At 70.3% G+C, this 1,096-nt stretch carries 1 protein-coding gene and 1 pseudogene; both read right to left on the bottom strand.

The annotated features are described in order from the left end of the window. A pseudogene (locus RMP10_RS18570) lies at positions 1–507 on the bottom strand (IS3 family transposase); the annotation flags it as partial. After that, positions 504–1,010, bottom strand: coding sequence for a transposase (locus tag RMP10_RS18565; protein ID WP_310571608.1), 507 nt, complete (start codon positions 1,008–1,010; stop codon positions 504–506). The pseudogene RMP10_RS18570 and the gene RMP10_RS18565, both read right to left, overlap by 4 nt. Between the last annotated feature and the right edge of the window lie 86 nt (positions 1,011–1,096).

Genomic DNA, 1,096 nt, shown 5'->3' with positions numbered 1-1,096 from the left:
TTGCGTCGGGTAGACCGCCCATCCCATGATGCGGCGGCTCCAGATGTCCATGATCAGGTACAGATACCAGAAGAGGCCCCGCACCGGGCTCTGGAGGTACGTGATATCCCAGCTCCACACTTGCGCTGGTCCCGTCGCGTGATGCGCGGGCACCTCGCGTCGCACCGGCGCGTGCGCGCGGCCGCGATGCGCGAGCTGGCGCTCCTCCCGCAGCAGGCGATAGATCGTCGATTCCGACGCCACGAACACGCCCGTGTCGGCGAGTTGCGGCACGATCTGATGCGGCGACGCGTCCCGATACGCGGGGCTGTTCACGAGCGCGAGGACGTCGGCGCGCTCGGTGGTGGTCAAGGCATTGGCCGGCGTCGACCGCGGGCCGTGCCGCGCATCCTGTGGATGCGGCCCGCGCCAGCGCTCCACCGTGCGCACGCTGAGGCCCACCACGGCACACGCCCGCGTGCGTCGCGCGCCGCTTCCCACGGCCTCCTCAATCAGTGCGACGATCATGCGCCGCGCCTCGGGTCCGTGGTATCGTCCTCGTCCGCCCAGATCGCTCGGACTTTTTTTTTGAGCACCAAGAGCGCGGCGGTTTCGGCGAGTGCGGCCTCTTTGCGCCGGAGCTCACGCTCCAGCGCCACAATCCGCTGCGCCTCGGGCGACGGCCCCGACGGGCGACGCGGCGCCGGCGCACCCAGCGCGGCTTCGGCGGCCGCGCGCCACTCCGCGAGCTGCGCCGCGTGCAGGCCTTCCTGCCGCAGCAGCGCGCCGAGCGCCTCGTCCTCTAACCCCTCGGCCGCGAGCACCACGCGCAGCTTGTCCGCGCCGGTCCAGCGCGGCGTCCGCTTCTTCGGTGCGGTCATGCCCTCTACACTACGGGCGTGGCGCAGCCATCGCGAGAGGGTCTCTTGCGACACGCCCACCGTCGCGGCCAACCGATTCGCGCTGACCGCGCGCGGGCCCATCAACCGCTGCACCACCCGCGCCCTAAAGGCGGCACTGTACGTTTGCATGCGAACCAACTCCATACCCCCGACCGGTGATCGACATGGGCGATGCGTTTGCACCGCTCATGCGACAACTATCCTGACACAGGGGG

It is taken from the genome of Gemmatimonas sp., from assembly GCF_031426495.1.
In the GTDB taxonomy this organism is placed as follows: domain Bacteria; phylum Gemmatimonadota; class Gemmatimonadetes; order Gemmatimonadales; family Gemmatimonadaceae; genus Gemmatimonas.
This window is presented reverse-complemented; position numbering and strand designations above follow the sequence as displayed.

Bases quoted from the DNA above. Each gene is read 5' to 3' on its own strand.
- RMP10_RS18565 (WP_310571608.1), bottom strand. From the start codon at position 1,010: ATGCAAACGTACAGTGCCGCCTTTAGGGCGCGGGTGGTGCAGCGGTTG.